Annotated in this window: 14 protein-coding genes; 9 read left to right on the forward strand and 5 right to left on the reverse strand. The window is 67.7% G+C overall.

Annotated features, from left to right (window positions below):
- Positions 1-164: 164 nt before the first annotated feature.
- Both BV908_RS15010 and BV908_RS15015 read right to left on the reverse strand, forming a co-directional pair.
- Positions 165-1,091 carry an MBL fold metallo-hydrolase gene (locus BV908_RS15010; RefSeq protein WP_103738540.1) on the reverse strand — a complete coding sequence of 309 codons (927 nt, stop codon included), beginning with the start codon at positions 1,089-1,091 and terminating at the stop codon, positions 165-167.
- 34 nt (positions 1,092-1,125) lie between these two features.
- Complete coding sequence (locus BV908_RS15015; protein ID WP_103738541.1) at positions 1,126-2,811, reverse strand: AMP-binding protein; 1,686 nt, start codon at positions 2,809-2,811, stop codon at positions 1,126-1,128.
- 140 nt (positions 2,812-2,951) lie between these two features.
- Here BV908_RS15015 and BV908_RS15020 point away from each other — a divergent pair, with 140 nt between their 5' ends.
- Positions 2,952-3,863, forward strand: a complete 912-nt coding sequence (locus BV908_RS15020; RefSeq protein WP_103738542.1) for an alpha/beta fold hydrolase — start codon at positions 2,952-2,954, stop codon at positions 3,861-3,863.
- Positions 3,864-3,881: 18 nt separating this feature from the next.
- Here BV908_RS15020 and phhA read toward each other — a convergent pair whose 3' ends face one another.
- From phhA to hppD, 3 genes are all read right to left on the reverse strand, one after another.
- Entirely contained in the window at positions 3,882-4,721 is an 840-nt protein-coding gene (gene phhA / locus BV908_RS15025) for a phenylalanine 4-monooxygenase (RefSeq protein ID WP_103738543.1), read from the reverse strand.
- 85 nt (positions 4,722-4,806) lie between these two features.
- On the reverse strand, positions 4,807-5,775 hold the full coding sequence (locus tag BV908_RS15030; RefSeq protein ID WP_103738544.1) for a tripartite tricarboxylate transporter substrate binding protein: 969 nt from the start codon (positions 5,773-5,775) through the stop codon (positions 4,807-4,809).
- A 90-nt stretch (positions 5,776-5,865) separates the two neighbouring features.
- Positions 5,866-6,984, reverse strand: coding sequence for a 4-hydroxyphenylpyruvate dioxygenase (hppD, locus tag BV908_RS15035; protein ID WP_011803979.1), 1,119 nt, complete (start codon positions 6,982-6,984; stop codon positions 5,866-5,868).
- A gap of 185 nt (positions 6,985-7,169) precedes the next feature.
- Between hppD and BV908_RS15040 the strand changes: the two genes are divergently transcribed.
- The 8 genes from BV908_RS15040 to glyS all read left to right on the forward strand — a co-directional run bounded on the left by BV908_RS15040 (position 7,170) and on the right by glyS (position 16,314).
- Positions 7,170-7,655 carry an Lrp/AsnC family transcriptional regulator gene (locus BV908_RS15040; protein ID WP_011803980.1) on the forward strand — a complete coding sequence of 162 codons (486 nt, stop codon included), beginning with the start codon at positions 7,170-7,172 and terminating at the stop codon, positions 7,653-7,655.
- A gap of 180 nt (positions 7,656-7,835) precedes the next feature.
- Positions 7,836-8,564 (forward strand): GNAT family N-acetyltransferase, encoded by a 729-nt coding sequence (locus BV908_RS15045; protein WP_041835865.1) that lies wholly within the window; start codon positions 7,836-7,838, stop codon positions 8,562-8,564.
- Positions 8,565-8,657: 93 nt separating this feature from the next.
- Complete coding sequence (locus tag BV908_RS15050) at positions 8,658-9,536, forward strand: transporter associated domain-containing protein (protein ID WP_103738545.1); 879 nt, start codon at positions 8,658-8,660, stop codon at positions 9,534-9,536.
- Entirely contained in the window at positions 9,536-11,134 is a 1,599-nt protein-coding gene (gene lnt, locus BV908_RS15055; protein ID WP_103738546.1) for an apolipoprotein N-acyltransferase, read from the forward strand. The genes BV908_RS15050 and lnt overlap by 1 nt, the downstream gene beginning before the upstream one ends.
- Before the next feature lie 182 nt (positions 11,135-11,316).
- A complete protein-coding gene (gene fabA / locus BV908_RS15060) occupies positions 11,317-11,841 on the forward strand; it encodes a 3-hydroxyacyl-[acyl-carrier-protein] dehydratase FabA (RefSeq protein ID WP_047350077.1) in 525 nt (174 codons plus the stop codon).
- Positions 11,838-13,061 (forward strand): beta-ketoacyl-ACP synthase I, encoded by a 1,224-nt coding sequence (gene fabB, locus BV908_RS15065; RefSeq protein ID WP_103738547.1) that lies wholly within the window; start codon positions 11,838-11,840, stop codon positions 13,059-13,061. Before fabA ends, fabB begins: the two co-directional genes overlap by 4 nt.
- A 106-nt stretch (positions 13,062-13,167) precedes the next feature.
- Complete coding sequence (gene glyQ, locus BV908_RS15070; RefSeq protein ID WP_011803986.1) at positions 13,168-14,121, forward strand: glycine--tRNA ligase subunit alpha; 954 nt, start codon at positions 13,168-13,170, stop codon at positions 14,119-14,121.
- Between the two features lie 30 nt (positions 14,122-14,151).
- Complete coding sequence (glyS, locus tag BV908_RS15075) at positions 14,152-16,314, forward strand: glycine--tRNA ligase subunit beta (protein ID WP_103738548.1); 2,163 nt, start codon at positions 14,152-14,154, stop codon at positions 16,312-16,314.
- Positions 16,315-16,361 lie beyond the last annotated feature (47 nt).

The following is a 16,361-nucleotide window of genomic DNA, read 5'->3' on the forward strand; positions in this document are numbered from 1 at the left end:
ACCCACAGTGGCGGAAACGTCAGCAGCAGTGGTGTTTTGTGGTGGTTTGGCAACAAACACACGGTTGGGCGCGCGAAGTCCCGCCAAGTCCCGCCCAGCGCGGCAAGCATTCGGCCAATGCTGGCGCATATCCCGCTGCCGGATGGCACACGGCGGCAGGGCGATCAGGCGTTGAGCAGCGCGCCGCCCTCGCGCCGGGCCGCGCCGGCGTCCACCAGTTCCTGCATCAGCTGCTCGGCCCAGACGGATGCGGTCTGCTGCGCAAAGTGTCGCTGGTGCAGCAGGCCGAAGTACGGTGTGGCCGCCAACCAGGCATGCACTTGCGCCAGCGGCGCCTGCTGCCATTCCAGCAGCTTGTACTTGAGCAGCACCTTGGCCGCGTGGCGCGCGTGTTTGACCGGGTCGGCCTCGAAACCCGCCAGCCGGCGCCGCGCCCGCGCCAGCGCGGCGGGCACGTCGCCAAACACGCTGCCGTGGCCGGGGATCACGGTGAGCGGGTTCAGCCGCTCGATCAGATCCAGCGTGGCGCCCACCTCGGCAAAGGCCTGCTCGCCGTCCAGTTCGGGGAACACCACGCCGAAGCCGTTCTCCCAGAGCGCGTCGCCCGAGATCAGCACGCGGGCGTGCGGCTCGAACAGCACCACGGCATGGGTGTCATGCCCCGGGGCTGCGTGCACCTGCCACGCGCGGTCGCCCAGCTGCACCTCGGTGCCGGGGGGCAGCACGCCGTCGGCACGAAAGCGCGGGCACTCCTGGCCGGTGGGCACGTAGCTCAGCGCCACCGGGTCCCAGTCCTGCACCTGTGCCCACTGCCCCGGGGGGATGCGGGTGGCAAGCTGCGGCCAGCGCGCCTGCAGCGCGGCATTGCCGCCGCAATGGTCGCTGTGCAGGTGGGTATTGAGCAACTGGTCCAGCACACGCCCGTCCAGCGCCGACTCCACCAGCGCCACGGTTTGCGGCGCGTGGGCGCAGTAGCCGCTGTCCACCAGCGCCGTGCAGTCGCGCCCCAACAGCAGCACGTTGTTGGCCGACAGCCAGCCGCGCTCGATGACAATGATTTCCGGTGGTAGGGCAGGTGGAACAAGCGGCATCAGCTATGAAAATTGGAGTAACCGGAGCGCGGCATCACTTGCCGTCGCGCAGCTCCCGTCGCAGGATCTTGCCCACGTTGGTCTTGGGCAGTTCGTCGCGGAATTCGATGTATTTTGGCCGCTTGTAGCCGGTCAGGTGTTCATGGCAGTAGCGCACCACGTCGTCCTCGGTCAGCGAGGGGTCGCTGCGCACCACGAACACCTTGATGGCTTCGCCCTGCTTGTCGTCGGCCACGCCCACGGCGGCGCATTCCAGCACGCCCGGGCACAGGGCCACCACCTGCTCCAGTTCGTTGGGGAAGACGTTGAAGCCGCTCACCAGGATCATGTCCTTCTTGCGGTCGATGATGCGCGTATAGCCCTCCTCGTCCATCACGCCGATGTCGCCCGTGCGCATGAAGCCGTCGGGCGTGAAGGCCTTGGCATTTTCCTCGGGTTGGTTGTAGTAGCCGGGCATCACGTTGGGGCCCTTGATGCAGATTTCGCCCGCCGAGCCGATGGGCAGGCTCGCGCCTGCGTCGTCCTTGATGGCGATGTCGATGCCCGGCAGCGGCAGGCCGATGCTGCCGCTGAAGGCGGTGCTGTTCACCGGGTTGTTGGTGCCGATGGCGCAGGTCTCGCTCATGCCCCAGCCTTCGATCATGGTGGCGCCCGTCACGGACTTCCACTGCTGGGCCGTGGCCTCGGTCGCGGCCATGCCGCCGGCCTGCGCCACGCACAGCTGCGAGAAATCCAGATGGCGGAACTGCGGGTTCTGCAGCAGTGCGTTGAACAGCGTGTTCACGGCGGGCAGCATGTGGAAGGGGCGCTTTTTCAGCACCTCCACGAACTTGGGGATGTCCCGCGGGTTCGGGATCAGCGTCAGGCGCGAGCCCTGGCGGATGGCCAGCAGGCACAGCGTGAGCGCGAAGATGTGGTACAGCGGCAGCGCGGCAATGCTGTTGGCGCGGCTCAGGTCGCCGATCTTGCCCAGCGCGGGGGTGAACCAGGCCTCGGCCTGCAGCGTCGCGGCGACGATGTTGCGCTGGGTGAGCACTGCGCCTTTGGACAGGCCCGTGGTGCCGCCCGTGTACTGCAGGAAGGCCGGCGTGTCGGGCGCGACGCGCGCCGGGGTCAGCGTGCGCCGCTCGCCCAGGGCCAGCGCGCGCTTGAAACTGATCACTTGGCGCCCGCCCGTCAGGGGCAGCTCGTACGCGGGCACCATCTTGGCCAGGTGGCGCACGGCAAAGGTGATCCAGCGTCCGTACCAGGCGCCCAGCAGGTCGCCCATGGAGGCGATCACCACGTGCTGCACGGCCGTGTGGTCGATCACCTCGGCCAGCGTGTGCGCGAAGTTCTCCAGGATGACGATGGCCGAGGCGCCCGAGTCCTTGAGCTGGTGCTCCAGCTCGCGCGCGGTGTACAGCGGGTTCACGTTCACGCACGTGTAACCCGCGCGCAGCACGGCGGCCATGGTCACCGCGAACTGCGGCACGTTGGGCAGCATGATGGCCACGCGCGCACCGGGCGCGAGACCCTGGCCCTGCAGCCACGCGCCGAGCCGGGCCGACAGGCGGTCGAGTTCGCGGTAGCTCATCCACCGATCCATGCACACCGAGAACGGGCTGTCGGCGTGGCGGTGGAAGGATTCCTCCAGCATCTGCGCCACCGAGGGGTAGGCATCGGCATCCACGTCGTGCGGCACGCCAGCGGGGTAGTTCTTGAGCCAGATTCGTTCCATGCAAGGGTCCTCGTTGCGGTATGGGGCAAGATCGCACCGATTGTGGAAGTGGCCTTCGACGCGCCATACCGGGCTTGTCCTAGTCCGGATGCCGCAGAGGTCACCCAAGCGACACACCACAACCACCACAAGGGAGCTTCATGACGAACGCGCGTTGGCAACGCTGGGCGGTGGCCGTGCATCTGCTGTTGATCGCGGGCTGGATGGCCTGGTTCTGGGGCCGTTCGCCGGCGCTGGCGCTGGCGGGCGTGGCCGCGGTCCCGCTGATGTTCCGCCTGGGCATGGCGCCGCAATTTTTCTTGATGGCCTGGGTTTGCCGGGGGGATGCGACGCCGCGTCCGCGCGCCGGGCAGTTGCTGCGCGCCTGGTGGGCCGAGTCACGCTGGGCCAGCCTGGTCTTCGGTTGGTGGCAGCCGTTCCGCCACCAGGCCGTGGCGGACTGGCTGCCACCGCGCGCGTCGGACGTGCCCGGCCCGCGCGGCGTGGTGCTGGTGCACGGCTTCCTGTGCAACCGAGGGTTCTGGACGCCCTGGCTGGCGCTGCTGCGTGCGCGCGGCCATGCCTTCGTGGCCGTGACCCTGGAGCCCGCCTTCGGCTCCATCGACGATTACTGCCGCACCATCGACGATGCCGTGCGCAGCGTGGCCGAGGCCACTGGGCGGTCGCCGCTGATCGTGGGCCACAGCATGGGTGGTCTGGCCGCACGCGCCTGGCTGCGCGCCGTGCCGGGCAGCGAGCAGCGCGTGCACCGCATCGTCACGCTGGGATCGCCGCACCACGGCACCTGGCCCGCGCGCGGCGCACGCAGCACCAATGGCCGGCAGATGCGGTTGCACGGCCCCTGGGTGCACCAGTTGGGGCAAGACGAGCCGCCGGCACGCGCCGCAGTCTTCGTGTGCTGGTACTCCAACTGCGACAACGTGGTCTATCCGCCCGCGGCAGCGATGCTGCAGGGCGCGGACAACCGCTTCATCGAGGGGGTGGCGCACGTCGAGATGGCGTTCCACCCGCGCGTGCTGCAGGACTGCCTGGCGCTGCTCGAGCAGCCCTGAGCGTGTCGGCGACGCGCTTCAGGCCGGGAGCGGCTCGCGCGCATCGGCCGCGAACTCGGGCTCGCCGCGCAGCCGTTCGTAGATCGGCGCGAAATCCTGCGCCGTGAGGTCGAACAGCTGCTCGAAGCTGTCGATCACGAAGTAGGTCTGCTGGTAGGTGTCGATCTTGTAGCGCGTGCGCATGGTGCGTTCCAGCTCCAGTGGCAGGCGCTGCGGCTCGGGGCTGTGCACGGCGTAGGGCAGTTCGCCGCGCGAGCTGAGGATGCCCGCGCCATAGGCGCGCAGCCCGCCTTGCTGGCGGATCAGGCCGAACTCGATCGTGTACCAGTACAGGCGCGAGAGCATCTCGCAGGCGCCCAGTCCCGCCGCTTTCAGGCCTCCTTCGCCATAGCGCTGCACATAGTCGGCAAACACCGGGTTGAACAGCAGCGGCACGTGGCCGAACAGGTCGTGGAACACGTCGGGCTCGACGATGTAGTCGAACTCCTGGGGCGTGCGAATCCAGTCGGTGACCGGGAATTTGCGGTTCGCCAGCAGCGAGAAGAACGGCACCTCGGGGATCAGCCCCGGCACGGCCACCAGCTCCCAGCGCGTGGCGCGGTACAGGCGCTCGTTCACGTCATCGAAGCGCGGGATGCGCTCCTTGGCGCCCAGCAGCGGCAGGGCCTGGATGAAGGCCTCGCTCGCCAGGCCCTGCAGCTGGGCCGACTGGCGCTGGTACAGGCGGTGGTAGGTGTCGTGGTCGGCGGCGGTGTAGGCCGCGAAGTTCTGCGCGCAGGTGTAATCCTCCTGCGCACGCGAATAGTCGCCGCGCGGCGGGCGGCTGGATTGTCCGTAGACGACGGGGGCTTGTCCCATGGTGCTTGTCTCCTTGTTGGAACCACGCCGTCGTCGTGCACCGCCGGCCTGGTGTGGGCCGGCGGGCGGGAGTGCAGGACGGCGTTCAGTCGATGTGGATCTTGGCGGCCTTGATGAGGAATTCGTACTTGCCCAGTTCCGAGCGCACGAAGCTGCCGAAGCCGCCCAGCGTGAGTTCTTCGGGCGTCAGGCCCATCTTCTGGAACTGCGCCTTGCCGGCCGGCGAGTGCATGGCTTTCGAGAACGCCGTGGCGTATTTCTGTGCATCGGCGGCGGGCAGCGTGGCGGGGGCAAACAGCCCGAACCAGGTGGACACGTTGAAGCCGGGCACCTCGCTGTTGATGCTGGGCACGTGGGGCAGGGCGTCGTCGCTGCCCAGCGATGTCACGCCCAGCGCCTTGAGCTTGCCGCCCTGGATCAGCGGCAGTGACGACGCCAGGTTGTCGAACACGATGTCCACGCCGCCGTCCTGTAGCGCTTTGAGCGCCGGACCCGCGCCCTGGAAGGGCGCATGGGGCATGCGCGTGTTGGTGAGCGACTTGAACATCTCCCCGGCGATGTGGCCGATGCTGCCGTTGCCGCCCGAGCCGTACTTGAGCTGGTCCGGGTGGGCCTTCATGTACTTCACGAGGTCGGTGGTGGTGCTGATATCCAACGCCTTGGCCCGTTCGGCGCTCATCACCAGCACGTTCGGTGTGCGGGCGACGAGCACGATGGGCGTGAAATCCTTGACCGGGTCGTAGGGGAAATTCTTGTACAGCCAGGGGTTCACGGCATGGGTGGCGACCGCACCCATCACCAGCAGGTTGCCGCCCTTGGGCGCCTTGGCCACCGTGTCTGCGCCCAGGTTGCCGCCGGCGCCCGGCTTGTTCTGCACCTGGATGGGCCCGAGTTGGGCCTGTGCCCCTTCGGCCAGGATGCGCGCGCTCTTATCGAGCGGGCCTCCGGCCGCGTAGGGCACCACGATGGTCATGGGGGCGGATGCGTTCTGTGCCTGTACGGCGCAAGCCATGCACAGCGCAAGGGAACCCACCAATTGACGGCGACGCAACATTGAATTTCTCCCGACTCTCTTTGAAAGGGCGCTCAGTATAGAAAGCCGTTGTTGCAGTGCGTCATTCCATGGCCGGGCCGCGCCCAGGGCTCACGCCTGGGTCTGCAGGACGCCGCGCCGGATCTGGTCACGCTCCAGCGATTCGAACAGCGCCTTGAAGTTGCCTTCGCCGAAACCCTCGCGGTAGTTGCCCTGGCGTTCGATGAACTCAAAGAACACCGGCCCCAGCATGGGCGTGGAGAAGATCTGCAGCAGCAGACGGGGCGTGCCGTCGGCCGTGGTGCCGTCCAGCAGGATGCCGCGCGCCTGTAGTTCCGCCACGTTCTGGCCGTGACTCGGCAGGCGGGTGTCCAGCATGTCGTAATAGATGTCGTTGGGCGCCGGGGCCAGGGGCACGCCCGCCAGCCCCAGCTTGTCCACCACCTCGACGAGCGAGTCGCAGATCAGCGCGATGTGCTGGATGCCCTCGCCGTTGAACTGCATCAGGAATTCCTCGATCTGCCCGCCGCCCTGCTTGGCCTCTTCGTTCAGCGGGATGCGGATCTTGCCGTCCGGCGCGGTCATGGCCTTCGACGTCAGACCCGTGTACTCGCCCTGGATGTCGAAGTAGCGGATCTCGCGGAAGTTGAAGAGCTTTTCGTAGAAGTTGGCCCAGAATCCCATGCGGCCCCGGTACACGTTGTGCGTGAGGTGGTCGATCTCGTTCAGGCCGTGCCCCACAGGGCGCCGGTCCACGCCGGGCAGGAAGTCGAAGTCGATGTCGTAGATGGACTTGCCGTCCTCGAAGCGGTCGATCAGGTACAGCGGCGCGCCGCCGATGCCCTTGATGGCCGGCAGGCGCAGTTCCATGGGGCCGGTGGGGATCTCGATCGGCTGGGCGCCCAGCTCCAACGCGCGCCGGTAGGCCTGGTGCGAATCCTTCACGCGAAAGGCCAGCCCGCAGGCCGAGGGGCCGTGTTCGGCGCCAAAGTACGCGGCCTGGCTGGCCGGCTCGCGGTTCAGGATGAAGTTGATCTGGTTCTGCCGGTACAGCAGCACGTCCTTGGACCGGTGGCGCGCCACGAGCGTAAAGCCCAGCTTCTCGAAGACCGCCTCCAGCAGCCCCGGGGTGGGCGAGGTGAACTCCACGAACTCGAAGCCCATCAGGCCCATGGGGTTCTCCCAGGCGTCGGCGTCGTGGGTGGCGCGAAGGGGCAGGGCGGCAGTCATCGTCAGTCTCCTTAGGGTGTGTCGCTTCACTGTAGGAGGGGCGGGGCTCATGTTTCTGGCGAATGCGCACGGGTTTGAGTGTGGATATGCAGGAATGTTGCGCAACGTCAATGCGATGTGCAGTCATTTCGCGTTAGGGAACACGCGGGTGCGTCTCGTGCGGCGCTTGCCTAGAATCCGCCGCCATGAGCGAACGCACCCCCGCCCTCGACAAGCTGGACCGTGCCATCCTGCGCCGCCTGCAGGACAACGGCCGCGAGACCTATGACGTGATCGGCGAACAGGTGGGCCTGTCGCCCAGCGCCGTGTTGCGCCGCGCCAAGCGGCTGGAGGAAGAGGGCGTGATTGACCGCTACGTGGCACTGGTACGCCCCGAGCGCGTGGGCCTGGGACTGACCGCCTACCTGAACGTGCGCCTGGAAAAGCACACCGAGAGCCACAAGCGCAACCCGATGGACCTGTTCCGCGCCAGCGTGCAGACCTGGCCCGAGGTGGTGGAGTGCGCGTCGCTCACCGGCGAGATGGACTACCTGCTGCGCGTGGTGGTGGCCGACATGGCGCACTACAGCCGCTTCATCATGGACACGCTGCTCAAGCACCCCAGCGTGCAGGACTGCAAGACCAGCTTCGTGCTGGACCGGGTCAAGGCCACTACCGCCCTGCCGGTGTAGATAAAAAAGGCACGGCAGTCGCGTGGCGGACAGAGGAAGTCCTGTATTGATAGCTGCTTGCGCTTACTGGGTAAGGGCTAGAGGCCATTTTTCCCTTGGATCTGATTTCCCCCACTTTTTTGTTGCATTGCAGCATATGCGCCCCAGATTCCTAGGGAAAACCCTAGAATCGGCCGCATCATGCTTTCAACCAAAGACTGGCTTCGCGCTTCCTGGAATGCAGGGCGACAAATGCTGCGCCCCACCGCCGAGGGACGCTTCCACCGAGGTTTTGCCATGAACACTGTGATGGTGCCCATCCGTTCGCTCGGCCCGCAGCACCGCGAGCGCATTGCCGCCCACCTGCTGCGCCTGGAGCCGCGCGACCGCTACCTGCGCTTTGGCTACGCCGCCAACGACGACCAGGTGCGCCGCTACGCCGAGTTGCTGGACTTCTCGCGCGACGAGGTGTTCGGCATCTTCAACCGCCGCCTGGAGTTGATCGCCATGGCCCATGTGGCGTTTGCGCCATCGGGTGAGTACGAAAGCTGCGCCGAGTTCGGCGTCTCGGTCTCGGCCACGGCGCGCGGGCGCGGCTACGGCGCGCGGCTGTTCGAGCGCGCGGTGATGCTGGCGCGCAACCGCGGCGTGAGCATGATGTTCATCCACGCGCTCACCGAGAACACGGCCATGCTCAAGATCGCGCGCAATGCCGGCGCCACGGTGCGCCGCGACGGATCCGAGTCCGAGGCGTACTTGCAGCTGCCGCCCGCGCGCTTCGACACGCGCGTGTCCGAGATCATGGCCGAGCATTTCGGCGAAGTGGACTACCAGCTCAAGAAGCAGGCGCGGCAGTTCTGGCGCTTCCTGGCCGACCTGCAGGAAATCCGCCAGGGCGTGCGCGACGGCCGCCACCAGGCCGCCGAGTAGGCAGGCGCGCCCCCGGCGTGCCCCGCGGGTGCGCGGGGCGATCCGCTATCCTTGGGGGCTGATCCACTCCCTGCACAACCTGCACCCGTTCCCGTGTCCGACCCCCACCCTGCGCGCGCCTCCGACAAGGAGGACAAGCGCACGTTCCTGCAGCGCCTCGTCGAGTTCATCAACCCCGGGCCGGACTCGACGGCCGAGCTCATCGCCACGCTGGCCGAGGCCGAGGACAACGACGTCATCAACGCCGATGCGCGGGTGATGCTGGAGCGCGTGCTGCGCATGGCCGAGATGACTGCGGGCGACGTGCTGGTGCCCGCGCCACGCATGGACATGCTGGACATCGACGCGCCGGTGGACGAGCTCATGCACCAGGTGCTGCACACCGCGCACTCGCGCTTTCCGGTGTACCAGGGCGAGCGCGACAACATCATCGGCATCCTGCTGGCCAAGGATCTGCTCAAGCTCTGGCGCTCGCCGGGGCTGAACGTGCGCACGCTGGTGCGCCCGGCGCTGTTCGTGCCCGAGAGCAAGGGCCTGCATGACCTGGGGCGTGAGTTTCGCAACACGCGCAACCACATGGCCATCGCCATCGACGAGTTCGGCCGCATCGCCGGTCTGGTGACGTTCGAGGACGTGATCGAGCAGATCGTGGGCGAGATCGAGGACGAGTTCGACATCCCCGAGGACGAGGGCGACATCTTCGGCCTGGCCGACCGCACCTTCCGCGTGAGCGGCGACACGCCCGTGGAGCGCGTGGCCGAGGCCTTCGGCGTGGCGCTGCAGGGCAGCGACCCCGAAGAGAGCTTTGACACCATCGGCGGCCTGATCGCGCACGAGCTGGGCCGCATGCCGCGCAAGGGAGAGTCCGTGGTGCTCGGCGGCCTGCAGTTTGTGGTGATGCACACCAAGGGCGGGTCGGTGCGCTGGTTCAAGGTCGCACCGGCGGCGGCCACGCCCGAGTCCGAACGCTGATGGCCGTCGCACCGCCCCTGGCCGCGCACGCACCGCGCCGCGGCCCGTTGCCCTGGGTGCTGGCACTGGTGGCCGGGCTGGCGCAGGCCGCATCGCTGGCCTGGCCCTGGGGCGGACAGCCGCTGTGGTGGCTGCAGATCCTGTCGCTGGCCTTGTGGGCGCATGTGCTGCTGGGCGCCGGCGGTACGCGCCGGGCCGGCCTGCTGGGCTGGGTGTTCGCCACGGCGTGGCTCGCGGGCACGTTCTGGTGGCTGTTCATCTCCATGCACACGTATGGGGGACTGGCCGCGCTGCTGGCCGTGCTGGCGGTGCTGGGGTTGGCGGCGTTCCTCGGCAGTTATTACGCAGCGGTTTCTGCATGTTTTTGGGCTCTAGCGCCCGTCCATAGAGCGCTGGCAGCTATCGTTTTTGCTGCGCTGTGGTTATTGGCGGAATTGGCACGCGGCCAATGGTGGACCGGCTTTCCGTGGGGCGCGGGCGGCTACGCGCATGTGCAGGGGCCCCTGGCCGCGCTGGCGCGCAGCGTGGGCGTGTACGGCATCGGTGCCGCGGCGGCGCTCTTGGCCATGTTGCTGGCGCAGGCGCGCCGCGCCGACCTGCGCAACGCACGTGCCTGGGCGCTGGTCCTCGCGCTCACGGCCGTGGGGGCAGGGGCCGCCTGGCAGCGCCACTGCGCCGTCGAGGGCTGCGGTGCCCCGCCGCCCGTGCATGCGCCGCTGTCGCTGGCGCTGCTGCAGGGCAACATCCCGCAGGACGAGAAGTTCCAGCCCGGCAGTGGCGTGCCGATGGCGCTGCAGTGGTATTACGACCAGATCCACGCGGCCAAGGCCAGCCTGGTGGTGGCGCCCGAGACGGCCATCCCCCTGCTGCCGCAGCAGCTGGTGCCCGGCTATTTGGAGGGCATGGCCGAGCGCTATGCCGCAGGCGGCCAGGCGCTGCTGCTGGGCATCCCGCTGGGCAGCCTGGAAGAGGGCTATACCAACTCGGTGCTGGGCTTTGCGCCAGAGCAGCCGCAGCCCTACCGCTACGACAAGCACCACCTGGTGCCGTTCGGCGAGTTCATCCCGCCGTTCTTCCGCTGGTTCACCGAGATGATGAACATCCCCCTGGGCGACTTCAACCGCGGCGCGGTGGGTCAGCCGTCGCTGGCGTGGGCCGGCGAGCGCATAGCGCCCAATATCTGCTACGAAGACTTGTTCGGCGAGGAGATCGGCGTGCGCTTTCTCGACCCGGCGAGCAGCCCCACCATCCTCGTGAACCTGAGCAACATCGGCTGGTTCGGCAACACCGTGGCGGTGGACCAGCACCTGGCCATCAGCCGTCTGCGCGCGCTGGAGTTCGAGCGTCCCATGGTGCGTGCCACCAACACCGGCGCCACGGCGGTGATCGACCACCGCGGGCAGGTCACGCACCGCATGCCGGCTTATCAGCGCGGCGTGCTGCGCGCCCAGGTGCAGGGGCGTGGTGGCGCCGCCACGCCGTACGCCCGGTGGGTGGCGCGCTGGGGGCTTTGGCCCCTGTGGGCGCTCGGGTTTGCAGTGGCGGGGCTGGCCTGGTGCCTGCGCGGGCGCACAGGGCGGGCGCGGGCTGGAAATTGATCCAGATCATCCCGGCGCGGTAGCCAGCGGGCTTTCCCGGGGCACGGTTACAGGCCAGAGCGCGCGCGAGCCTGGATAATAGAGGGCCTTCGCCGCCCGTGGCCGCGGGCCGCGCGCTGATTTTTTGCATCAACGACAACCACCTACCGCGACGGCACGGGCCGTCTGGAGCACGATTGACAATGGCTGATTCCTTCTCGTACGAACAACTCATCGCCTCGGGCGAGGGCCGGTTGTTCGGTCCGGACAGCGGGCGCCTGCCCCTGCCCCCCATGCTGATGTTCGATCGCATCACGCACATCGACACCGACGGCGGCGCGCATGGCCTGGGAAGGATCGTGGCCGAACTCGACGTCAAGCCCGACCTGTGGTTCTTCGCCTGCCATTTCCAGGGCGACCCGGTCATGCCCGGCTGCCTGGGGCTGGATGCCATGTGGCAGCTCATCGGCTTCTATCTCACCTGGCTGCGCCTGCCGGGCCGTGGCCGCGCGCTGGGCGCGGGCGAGGTCAAGTTCACCGGCGAGGTGGGCCCGGACGTAAAGCTCGTGACCTACGAAATCGACCTCAAGCGCGTCATCAAGCGCAAACTCAACATGGCCATCGGCGATGCGCGACTGCTGGCCGACGGCAAAGAGATTTACGTGGCCAACGACCTGCGCGTGGGTCTGTTCCTGCGCGAAGGCGACGCACAGGGAAGCGCAGCATGACCAAGAAACGGGTGGTGATCACGGGCGCGGGCATCGTCTCGTGCATTGGCAACGATCTGCAGACCGTGGAGGAGGCGCTGCGCGCCAGCCGCTCCGGCATCAAGGCCGTGCCCCAGTTCACCGAGCTGGGCCTGCGCAGCCAGGTGGCGGGCGTGCCTGAGATCGACGTCGAGGCGCGCATCGACCGCAAGCAGCTGCGCTTCATGGGCGACGCCGCGGCCTATGCGCAGATTGCCCTGGAAGACGCCATCCAGCAGGCCGGCCTCACCCCCGAACAGGTCAGCCACCCGCGCACCGGCCTCATCATGGGCTCGGGCGGCGGCTCTCCCGCCAACCAGATCGAGGCGGCCGACACGCTGCGCGAAAAGGGCATCCGCCGCGTGGGACCCTACCAGGTTACGCGCTGCATGAGCTCCACCGTGTCCGCGTGCCTCGCGACCAACTTCAAGGTCAAGGGCATCAACTATTCCATTACCTCGGCCTGCTCCACCTCGGCGCACTGCATCGGCGCCGCTGCGCAGCAGATCGCCTGGGGCCTGCAAGACGTGATGTTCGCCGGCGGCGGCGAAGAGCTGTCCTGGGGCATGTCGCTGCTGTTCGACGGCATGGGCGCCATGTCCAGCAAGTACAACGCCACGCCCGAGAAGGCCTCGCGCGCCTATGACGCCAACCGCGACGGCTTCGTGATCGCCGGCGGCGGTGGTGCCGTGGTGCTGGAAAGCCTGGAGCATGCACTGGCACGCGGCGCCACCATCCTGGGTGAGGTCGTGGGCTTCGGCGCCACGAGCGACGGTGAGGACATGGTGGCCCCGTCGGGCGACGGCGCCATCGCCTGCATGCAGCAGGCCATGGAAGGACTGGGCGCACCCATCGACTACATCAACACCCATGGCACCTCCACGCCTGTGGGCGACATGCAGGAAGTGCGTGCGATGCAGGCGGTGTTCGGCGAGGCCGTGCCGCCGTTCTCCAGCACCAAGTCGCTCACCGGCCATTCGCTGGGCGCCACCGGCGTGCAGGAAGCGATCTACTGCCTGATCATGCTGAACAAGGGCTTCATCGCCGGTTCGGCCAACGTGGAGACACCCGACCCGCTGCTGGGCTCCATGCCGCTGGTGACCCACACGCGCGACGCGCAGTTGACCCACGTGCTGTCCAACAGCTTCGGCTTTGGCGGCACCAACGCCAGCCTGGTGCTGCGCCGCTGGCAAGGCCAGTGACGGCCTCGGGCCAGGTGCGACGGGGGCTGCGGCCCCCGTTTTGCTTGGACGCCTAAAATTGCCGGTTCGCGCGTGCGAGCGCGCCCGCTCTCTCAGACACACAGCCATGCTGACATTCCAACAAATCATCCTCAAACTGCAGTCCTACTGGGCCGACCAGGGTTGCGCACTCTTGCAGCCCTATGACATGGAAGTGGGCGCCGGTACGTCGCATACAGCTACGTTTTTGAGAGCTCTGGGCCCGGAGCCCTGGAAGGCCGCCTACGTGCAGCCCAGCCGCCGCCCCAAGGACGGCCGCTATGGCGAGAACCCCAACCGCCTGCAGCATTACTACCAGTACCAGGTGGTGCTCAAGCCCGCGCCCGACAACATCCTGGAGCTGTACCTGGGCTCGCTCGAAGCCTTGGGCTTTGACCTCAAGAAGAACGACATCCGCTTCGTCGAGGACGACTGGGAGAACCCCACGCTGGGCGCCTGGGGCCTGGGCTGGGAGGTGTGGCTCAACGGCATGGAGGTGACGCAGTTCACCTATTTCCAGCAGGTCGGCGGCATCGACTGCAAGCCCGCCACGGGCGAGATCACCTATGGCCTGGAGCGCCTGGCCATGTACCTGCAGGGCGTGGACAACGTCTACAACCTGACCTGGACCGAGGGCCCGAATGGCGCGAAATTGACCTATGGCGACGTGTACCACCAGAACGAGGTGGAGCAGTCCACCTACAACTTCGAGCATTCCGACGCCGAGTTCCTCTTCACCGCCTTCGGCGCCCATGAGAAGCAGGCCAACCACCTGATGGGCGAGCAGCTCGCGCTGCCGGCCTACGAGCAGGTGCTCAAGGCGGCGCACACGTTCAACCTGCTGGATGCGCGCGGGGCGATCTCCGTGACCGAGCGCGCCGCCTACATCGGCCGCATCCGCAACCTGGCGCGCGCCGTGGCCAAGGCCTACCTGGACAGCCGTGCGCGCCTGGGCTTCCCCATGGCGCCCAAGGCGCATGCCGACGAGGTGCTGGCCGAGCTGGCCAAGGCCGCGGAACAACAGAACAAGAAGGCCGCCTGAGCGCACGCGCCGCGCAGCGAGAAACACACCATGAATCACCAGAATCTTCTTGTCGAACTGTTTGTCGAAGAACTGCCCCCGAAGGCCCTGCAAAAGCTCGGCGATGCCTTCGCGGGCGTGCTGCTGGAGCAACTGCAGGCGCAGGGCCTGACCTCGGCACATTCGCAGCTCACCGCCTTTGCCTCGCCGCGCCGGCTGGCGGCGCACATCACCGAAGTGCTGCCCGCCGCGGCCGACAAGGCGGTGTCGCAAAAGCTCATGCCCGTGGCCGTGGGTCTGGATGCGAGCGGCCAGCCCACGCCGGCGCTGCTCAAGAAGCTGACCGCGCTGGGCGCCGACGCCGCCAGCGTGCCGCAGCTCAAGCGCGTGCACGACGGCAAGGCCGAGGTGCTGTTCTTTGAAAGCATGGCCAAGGGCGCGCTGCTGGCCGACGGCCTGCAGAAGGCGCTGGACGAGGCCATTGCCAAGCTGCCGATCCCGAAGGTGATGCGCTACCAGCTGCAGGACGGTTGGACCAGCGTGCATTTCGTGCGCCCGGCCCACGGCCTGGTGGCGCTCCACGGCACGCAGGTGCTCGTCGGCGTGCAGGCCCTGGGCCTGACGGCCGGCAACACCACGCACGGCCACCGCTTCGAGGCCTCCGTGGACCCGGTCGTGATCCAGAGCGCCGACAGCTACGCCGAGCAACTGCGCAGCGAAGGCGCGGTGATTGCTAGCTTTGCCGAGCGCCGCGCCGAGATCGCGCGCCAGCTGCAGGCGGCCGCCGACCGTGTAGGCGGTGGCGTGCGGCCGATCGAAGACGCCGCCCTGCTGGACGAAGTAACGGCGCTGGTCGAGCGCCCCAATGTGCTGGTCTGCGAATTCGAGAAGGAGTTCCTCGCCGTGCCGCAGGAGTGCCTGATCCTCACCATGAAGGCCAACCAGAAGTACTTCCCGCTGCTGGATGCCGAGGGCAAGCTCACCCACCAGTTCCTGGTGGTGAGCAACATCAGCCCGCAGGACGCCAGCGCCGTCATCCAGGGCAACGAGCGCGTGGTGCGCCCGCGCCTGGCGGACGCCAAGTTCTTCTTCGACCAGGACCGCAAGAAGACCCTGGTCAGCCGCGTGGAGCAACTGGCCAAGGTGGTCTACCACAACAAGCTGGGCACGCAGGGCGAACGTGTGGAGCGCGTGCGCCATATCGCCAAGGCCATCGCCACGCAGCTGTTCACGGCGCTTGCGCAAGGCAACGCGGCGCTGGACTCCCAGGAAGGCGAGATCGCCCAGGACTATCTGCTGACCTGCGTGGACAACGCCGCGCTGCTGGCCAAGACCGACCTGGTCACCGACATGGTGGGCGAGTTCCCCGAGCTGCAGGGCATCATGGGCGGCTACTACGCGGTGAGCGACGGCCTGCCCGACGAGGTGGCGCACGCCATCGAGGACCATTACAAGCCCCGCTTTGCCGGCGACGCGCTGCCGCGCGAGAACGTGGGCGTGGTCGTCGCGCTGGCCGACAAGCTGGAGACGCTGGTGGGCATGTTCGGCATCGGCAACCTGCCCACGGGCGACCGCGACCCGTTTGCGCTGCGCCGCCATGCGCTGGGCGTGATCCGCATGCTGGTCGAGAAGGAGTTGCCGCTGGATCTGGATGCGCTGCTGGCCAGCGCGGTGCCGGCCTTCGGCGACAAGATCGAGGACACCAGCGCCCAGTTGGCCGACTTCATCTACGACCGCCTGGCTGGCTCCCTGCGCGAGCAGGGATACAGCGCCCAGGAGGTGGACGCCGTCATCGCCCTGCGCCCGCAGCGCCTGGCCCTGGTGCCCCGCCAGTTGGAGGCCGTGCGTGCTTTCACCCAACTGGAAGAAGCGCCCGCGCTGGCCGCGGCCAACAAGCGCGTGACCAACATCCTCAAGAAGGCTGGTGAGGTGGATCCGCACGTGAATGAGGAACTACTGCAAGAGCCCGCCGAGAAGGACCTGTACGCCGCGCTGCAGCGCTTCGTGCCCGAGGCCAACGCCCAGTTCGACAGTGGCGACTACACCGCCAGCCTGCAAACCCTGGCCGTGCTGCGCGCGCCCGTGGACGCGTTCTTCGACGACGTGATGGTCAATGCCGAGGAGCTGGCGTTGCGCCTGAACCGCCAGGGCCTGCTCAAGAAGCTGCACATGGCGATGAACCGCGTGGCCGACCTCTCGCGCCTGGCGGTGTGACCGTGCGCGGCTGTGGGGCCTGGACCGTTACGCCGGTGACGGCGGAC

The organism is Diaphorobacter sp. LR2014-1, assembly GCF_002916785.1.
Lineage (GTDB): Bacteria > Pseudomonadota > Gammaproteobacteria > Burkholderiales > Burkholderiaceae_C > Diaphorobacter > Diaphorobacter nitroreducens.